Genomic DNA, 7,542 nt, shown 5'->3' on the forward strand with positions numbered 1-7,542 from the left:
AGAACAGGTGATATTCAGACCAAAGAAGAATTTGGAAGCATACAGCTACACCTGGAATGGAAGTCTCCTGAAGAAGTGCAGGGAGAGGGACAGAGTCGTGCGAATAGTGGTGTTTTTCTACAAAATCGCTATGAAGTTCAGATCCTTGACAACAATGATAACCCTACTTACACCAATGGGCAGGTAGGAACCATTTACAAACAAGGTACGACCCTTGCGATGGCTTCAGTTCCAACTGGACAGTGGAATACTTATGATATTATTTATCACGCTCCTGAGTTTAATGAATTAGGAGGTAAAATAAAATCAGCTACAATAACGGTTATCCAAAATGGCGTAGTCATTCAAGATCATACTGAAATCAAAGGAACTACTCCTTATATCGGTTGGCCTAAAAATGAAGCCCATGGTAAAGCGCCATTGAGCTTACAAGATCACGGTGACAATAGTAGAGTAAGTTACCGAAACATATGGGTTCGTCCTTTAGATTAGTCTAAAGTAGAATTCGGATTTAACCGATTTGTTTTTCTGATTAGAAAACGGTTTTAAACACCACTGCCACTTATATAAGTGACAGTGGTGTTTATCGTTTAGGATGTCTTATCTACGCTTAGTTGAACAATTCACTAAGCAGCTTATAGGATTTTATTCTTGCCTTGTGATCGTAGATATGAGAAGTAACTATAATTTCATCAACCCCAGTCGACTTTACAAATTCACCTAATTCTCTTTCGACGGTTTGTTTGGTTCCTTTAAAGGTAAAATACATCATATTGTTCACCATGGCCTGCTGCTGGTAATTCCAGATTTCATCCATGTCTTCAACCGGTGGCTGTAAGGGTTCTCTTTTGTTGGTAATGATACCCAAGGCCATTTGATAAAAACTACTAGCTAAGTATTCCGCTTCTTTATCCGTATCTGCAACAAATACATTTACACAAGCCATAGCATAGGGTTTATCCAAATATTTAGAAGCCGTAAAACCAGTTTTATATAAATCCAAAGCCTCCATAAGATGTGTCGGCGCAAAGTGACTCGCAAAAGCATACGGCAGCCCCTTCTTAGCGGCTAACTGTGCGCTAAATGTGCTTGACCCTAACAAGTAGATAGGAATATCCAATCCCTCTCCAGGAATTGCGCGCACCCGGCCATCTTGATTTTCTGCTGAAAAATACATTTGCAGTTCATCGATGTCATTTGGGAAATCTTGAACACTTTCTTGCTTTCCTCTCCTTAGGGCATGTGCTGTAATTTGATCTGTTCCAGGTGCACGACCAAGACCCAGATCAATACGATTTGGAAAAAGTGTTTCTAAAGTTCCAAATTGCTCCGCTACTATCAAAGGAGCGTGATTTGGAAGCATCACTCCCCCAGAACCGATTCGGATAGTGGAAGTTCCCTGGGCCAAATAGCCTAACAATACAACAGTGGCTGAACTCACTAAGGTATCTGTATTATGATGTTCGGATACCCAAAATCTCTTGTATCCAAGTTTTTCTACATTTCTTGCTAAATCCAAGCTGTTTTGCATGGATTGTAAGTTTGAATTTCCCAATGCAATTGGTACTAAATCTAAAACTGAAAATTGAGTATTGGCAAATACGCCTTGGTTTGACATAACAAATCTTTTTAGTAAGTGGACGAAGTAAAGTTGTTTTACTTACAAGAAAGCCAAATTGGTAATTAAAGTAATTCCTTACTACTAAAAACAAAAAAGCCACCCCTTTACAGAGTGACCTTTAAGATATGTTGAGACAGTTGATTATTTCCCTTGTGCGTACAGTTGAGAAACTTTATCCCAATTGATCACATTAAAGAAAGCCGAGATATAATCTGGACGTCTGTTTTGATAATTTAAATAATAAGCATGTTCCCAAACATCAAGTCCAAGAATAGGTTGCCCTTCACATCCAGTATCTGGCATGAGTGGGTTATCTTGGTTTGGCGTTGAGCAAACTTCTAGTTTTCCACCTTTATGAACACATAACCATGCCCATCCAGATCCGAAGCGTGACCCTGCAGCAGCTGCAAATTCTTCCTGAAATTTATCGAAAGATCCGAACGCACTGTCAATAGCAGCAGCCAATTCTCCTGATGGTTTTCCTCCACCTTCTGGAGACATAATTTCCCAGAACAAACTGTGGTTGTAAAAACCACCACCGTTATTTCTAACGGCTCCATTGCTCATATCTAAACCTGATAAGATATCTTCAATCGATTTTCCATCCAAGTTTGTACCTTCAATAGCAGCATTTAGCTTAGAAGTATATCCTTGATGGTGTTTTGTATGGTGGATCTCCATAGTACGCGCATCTAAATGTGGTTCTAAAGCATCATACGCATATGGTAATTTTGGTAAATCAAAAGCCATTTTTTTGTATTTTTTAGTTAATAAATATATCGTTTCTCAAATTTAAGCAAATTCAAATGAAATCTCATCAAATATTTGTTAAGAACCCATAGAGATTTCTTATTTTGCAATAAACTAAAGATTTGAGACCTGCCTTTTTTCAAATTTACAATGCCTCCGCTGGATCAGGCAAGACGTATAGCCTGGTCAAAAGCTATTTATCTATTCTGTTAAGCAGAAAACATCTGGATAGTTTTAAGCAGATTCTCGCTATTACCTTCACCAATAAGGCGGTGAATGAAATGAAAGAAAGGATCCTTAATAACCTGTATGAATTTTCAAAAGAAGAAATCTTAGAAGAGCCCTCTTCTATTTTCATTGATCTGCAAGAGGAATTACAACTAGATGCGGTGGAGCTACATCAGAGAGCCAATAGAATACTTCATCGAATTCTGTTTAATTATGCCTTTTTCGATATCCTTACCATCGATAAATTCAACCATAGACTAATAAGAACCTTTGCCTTTGATTTAAAGTTATCCACCAATTTTGAAGTCTCTCTTGACGAAAAAGCCTTGCTCGCCGAAGCAGTCGATAATTTAATTTACAAAGCAGGTACGGATAAAGACCTCACCAAGGTGCTTGTTCACTACGCCCTATTAAAAGCAGACCAAGATAAAAGTTGGGATATTTCTAGAGACTTAAGGGAAATCGCAGAACTTTTATCCAAAGAAGATCACGCACGGTATATAAAACTTCTTGAAGACAAACCACTAGCCTTCTTTAGTAACTTAGGAGAAAAATTACGCAAGCAAATCGAAACCCTCGAAGTTCAAACTTCCAAATCGGCAAAGGAATTAATAGCCCTTTTTTCATCTGAAGGAATTGATGCTTCAGGATTTAATCGGGGATCACTCTACAATCGGGTAAAAAAAATTGCTGCAAAGGATTTTGAAAATGCATGGAACACTGCATGGTTTAATAACATTGATACAGCCCCACTATATGCTAAAAAATTTAAAAATAGCCAACCCGATAAAGCGGCATTTTTAGACCAGACACAACCACAAATTTCACAAGTTGTTAAAGGTTTAAAAAATGCTGTCGTCCAGATTTTTTACTTAAAGAATTTTCATAAAAACCTAATTCCATTATCATTACTCAATGCAATCAATGCTGAACTCAACAACATCAAAGAAGAGAAAAACATTTTACTGATTTCGGAGTTTAACAAACTCATATCCAACACCATTGCTGATCAACCAGCGCCTTTTATCTATGAGCGGTTGGGAGAGAAATACAAGCATTATTTCATCGATGAATTTCAGGATACCTCTGTCTTACAATGGGAAAATTTAAAACCCTTGGTCTCCAATGCTCTTGAGTCAGCGTTGCCCAATGGCGATACAGGATCCATCCTTATAGTAGGGGACGCAAAACAAGCCATTTATCGCTGGCGAGGAGGAAAAGCAGAACAATTCATTGACCTGTATAATGAGCAAGTAGAAAGTCCTTTTCAAGCGCAAAAAACAGTAAAAAATTTACCAAAAAACTATCGCAGTTATGACGAGGTTATCCATTTCAACAATGGTTTCTTCAAGTTCATTGCCGAACATTTAGAACATCCTACTTATAGAGCATTATTTGAACATTACAGTTCACAGCATAAAAATGATAAAAAAGGAGGATATTTAAGCTTTGACTTTATTGACCAAACTAAGAACAAAGAATCCGAAGATGATCTCTACCATTTAAAAACCAAGGAGATTATAACACAAGTTAAAAAGCAAGGGTTTGAATTTGGAGATATCTGTATTATTACGCGCAAGAACCAAGATGGATTCTCTTTGGCTGATTATTTGACTCAGCAGGGCATCCCAATTATATCCTCAGAAAGCTTACTACTGAATAACAATAGAAAGATTGCTTTTCTAGTGAAGGTACTACAGCATCTTATCACCCCACAAGACCTGGAGATAAACTATCAAATATTACTCTATTTAGCCGAGAGACAAACAACAGAAGATGTGCATCGTTTTATCCAAAACAATCTTTCGGACCTAAGTGCTGTATTCGAGCAGTACAATTTCAAAGAAGAGACCTTTTTGGAATTACCATTATATACTGCAGTTGAATATGCTATAGCGCAGTTTAAATTAGCTGCACCATCAGATGCTTACTTGCAATTCTTTTTAGATGAGGTATTAAATTTCACTCAAAAAAACAATGGAAGTTTAAGCTACTTCTTAGCCTATTGGGATCAAAACAAGGAACATTTAAGCTTGGCTGCACCAGAGGACTCCGATGCGGTCCGTATTCTTAGCATTCACAAATCCAAAGGGCTTGAGTTTCCTGTGGTGATTTTCCCATATGCCAATACCGATACACAGCGTCTGCGGAATGAACCAACTTGGCTGCCAGTAGACCAGCAGCTCTACGGCATCCCATTTGCGTTATTCGATCAGATAAGCACCATTGAATCCTCTAGTGAACTCGGGACTGAATTAATTACACAAACCAAAGAAGTTTTAAAACTCGACAACTACAACTTATTATATGTAACCCTTACAAGGGCTGTTGAGCAGCTTTATGTAGTGTGTAATAGGGATGTCAATGACAAGGGAGCCAACACCAAAACCTTTGCAGGGCTTTTTATCAGTTACCTAAAACACTTAGGGCTCTGGAGCGACTCTTCTTCACATTTTAGCATTGGAGAACCAAGGCGGGTCTCGAAGAAGAATAAAACAATGAAGGAGGTTGGTGAATTGATCCCCTTTCACAGTAAAATATCTTGGAATAATTCTTTTGAAATCGTCACAAAAGCCGGATCACTTTGGGGTACCGCACTAGAAAAGGCAATAGATCGAGGTAATTTATACCACTTTCTACTGTCGAAAATCATACACCAAAAGGATATTGATGCCACAGTATCTACAGCTATAAACAATGGCCTCCTGAATGAAAACGACAAAGACCAAGTAGTCAAATATTTGTTAGAATTAGTCGACAATCCTAAATTAAAGACATTTTTCACTGACTCCTACGAAATTTATATCGAGCGCGATCTATACACCCAGGAAGGGGTTATTTTAAGACCCGATCGTTTTATGATCCAAGGAAATACAGCCCACATCATAGATTACAAAACTGGAAGTCATTCACCACAGCACCGTATTCAAATTGAAACATACGCCAGTGCTCTTCGACAGATCGGTTATGAAGTCGAAAGAAAATTGATAGTTTACATCAATGAAGAAATAAAAATACTTGAAACGTAATCTTAAAATTAACGTTTTATATCTTAATTCTTTCAAAACAAAAATAAATCGAAATTTTATTGACTGAGATTGTCGTGATGAACAATTATCACATAACTTTGTGAATTATAACTAATAATTTAGAACTGATGTACGGTAAAATCCAACAACACTTAGAGAACGAACTCGAAGCGATTAAACAGGCGGGTCTTTATAAAAAGGAACGTATCATTACCTCCCCTCAGGATGCTGAAATAACGATAAGCACTGGTGAAACAGTATTAAATTTCTGCGCCAATAATTATCTTGGGCTTTCCTCCCATCCAGAAGTAATCCAAGCGGCAAAAGACACTATGGACACCCATGGTTTTGGAATGTCTTCAGTACGTTTCATCTGTGGTACCCAAGATATTCATAAAAAATTAGAACAAAAGATAGCTGATTTTTACAATCAAGAAGACACCATCCTATACGCCGCAGCATTTGACGCAAATGGAGGAGTTTTTGAACCATTACTAACCGCAGAAGACGCTATTATATCCGACTCCTTAAATCACGCCTCCATCATCGATGGCGTGCGATTATGCAAGGCCAAACGTTACCGCTATCAAAACAATGACATGAACGACTTGGAGAAGCAACTCATCCAAGCAAATGAGGATCAAGCGCGATTTAAAATCATTGTTACAGATGGAGTGTTTTCCATGGATGGCCTATTGGCACCATTGGATAAAATATGTGATTTGGCAGAAAAATATGATGCTTTAGTGATGATCGATGAATGTCATGCTGCAGGTTTTATTGGAGAAACCGGTAGAGGCACCCTTGAAGAGAAAGGCGTATTGGATCGAATTGACATTATTACTGGAACCCTTGGAAAAGCCCTTGGAGGCGCCATGGGAGGATATACCACCGCCAAAAAAGAAATCATTGAAATTCTTAGGCAACGATCCAGACCATACTTATTCTCAAACTCCTTAGCACCAAGTATTGTCGGGGCGTCTCTAAAAGTATTTGAGATGTTATCCAACGACACTGCCCTTAGAGATAAACTAGGGGAAAACACTAGCTATTTCAAAGAAGGTATAAAAAAAGCAGGCTTCGATATCATCGATGGTGACGCTGCGATTGTACCAGTAATGCTCTATGACGCACAATTATCGCAGACTATGGCCGATGAACTTCTTAAAAAAGGTATCTATGTTATAGGTTTTTTCTATCCAGTAGTGCCACATGGAAAAGCACGAATTAGAGTTCAGTTATCCGCTGCTCACACCCGTGAACACTTGGATAGAGCAATACAAGCATTCACTGAGGTTGGTAAAAGTCTTGGGGTAGTTTAGAGCATTACACTTTTCATTTTAACTAAAAAATTATATATTTGTTTTTGTTAATAAGTTGTAACAACTTACATTTGTCATTAAATTAACACTTAAAATTAAATAATTGAACATGAAACATCTTAGCAAATTACTAGTTGCTGCGTTCCTATTTGTGGGGATTAGCAACATGAATGCTCAAGACCAGAACAATCCATGGCAGATCAGTTTTGGGGTAAATGCAGTTGATGCTTACCCTACAAATTCTGATAGACCATATGCTTCAGAGGCTTGGTTTGACGAGTATTTCAACGCGAGTGATCACTGGAACATTCTACCATCTATTTCTTACGTATCTGTTTCTAAATATGTAGGAAGTGGAATCTCTTTAGGAGTTCGTGGGTCACTTAACAAAATTGACAAACTAGGAGACACTGGTGTAGATGACCTATCTTACTACGGTGTTGACGGTACAATCAAGTACAATTTTGTTCAAGGAACTGTTTTCGATCCTTTTGTTGAAATCGGAGGTGGTTACACTTGGTTAGATGAGATTGGAGCTGGTACTCTTAACGGAGGTGTTGGTTTCAATGTTTGGTTTACTGAAAACTTAGGT

The 7,542-nt window shown here is 38.0% G+C and carries 5 protein-coding genes and 1 pseudogene; 4 read left to right on the plus strand and 2 right to left on the minus strand.

Features of this window, described 5'->3' with window-relative positions; genetic code table 11:
* Positions 1-492 (plus strand): 3-keto-disaccharide hydrolase (locus tag VKY50_RS10300; RefSeq protein ID WP_324301529.1); only part of this gene is annotated, 492 nt, incomplete at its 5' end.
* A 118-nt stretch (positions 493-610) separates the two neighbouring features.
* On the opposite strand, the gene VKY50_RS10305 is transcribed toward VKY50_RS10300, so the two are convergent.
* Together VKY50_RS10305 and VKY50_RS10310 are read right to left on the minus strand one after the other, a co-directional pair.
* The gene (locus tag VKY50_RS10305; protein WP_324301531.1) at positions 611-1,618 is read right to left on the minus strand and encodes an LLM class flavin-dependent oxidoreductase; all 1,008 of its coding nucleotides are present in this window, start codon (positions 1,616-1,618) and stop codon (positions 611-613) included.
* A 144-nt stretch (positions 1,619-1,762) separates the two neighbouring features.
* Complete coding sequence (locus tag VKY50_RS10310; protein ID WP_324301533.1) at positions 1,763-2,371, minus strand: superoxide dismutase; 609 nt, start codon at positions 2,369-2,371, stop codon at positions 1,763-1,765.
* 122 nt (positions 2,372-2,493) lie between these two features.
* Between VKY50_RS10310 and VKY50_RS10315 the strand changes: the two genes are divergently transcribed.
* The 3 genes and pseudogenes from VKY50_RS10315 to VKY50_RS10325 form a co-directional block, all read left to right on the plus strand.
* Positions 2,494-5,628, plus strand: a complete 3,135-nt coding sequence (locus VKY50_RS10315; protein ID WP_324301535.1) for a UvrD-helicase domain-containing protein — start codon at positions 2,494-2,496, stop codon at positions 5,626-5,628.
* Between the two features lie 128 nt (positions 5,629-5,756).
* Positions 5,757-6,950: a glycine C-acetyltransferase gene (gene kbl / locus VKY50_RS10320; protein ID WP_324301537.1), complete on the plus strand. Its 1,194-nt coding sequence runs from the start codon at positions 5,757-5,759 to the stop codon at positions 6,948-6,950.
* Positions 6,951-7,059: 109 nt separating this feature from the next.
* Positions 7,060-7,542 (plus strand): annotated as a pseudogene (locus tag VKY50_RS10325) (OmpA family protein); the annotation flags it as partial.

Source organism: Galbibacter sp. (assembly GCF_035306585.1).
Lineage (GTDB): Bacteria > Bacteroidota > Bacteroidia > Flavobacteriales > Flavobacteriaceae > Galbibacter.

Coding starts and splice junctions, on each gene's coding strand:
- kbl (WP_324301537.1), top strand. CDS start 5,757: ATGTACGGTAAAATCCAACAACACTTAGAGAACGAACTCGAAGCGATT.
- VKY50_RS10305 (WP_324301531.1), bottom strand. CDS start 1,618: ATGTCAAACCAAGGCGTATTTGCCAATACTCAATTTTCAGTTTTAGAT.
- VKY50_RS10310 (WP_324301533.1), bottom strand. CDS start 2,371: ATGGCTTTTGATTTACCAAAATTACCATATGCGTATGATGCTTTAGAA.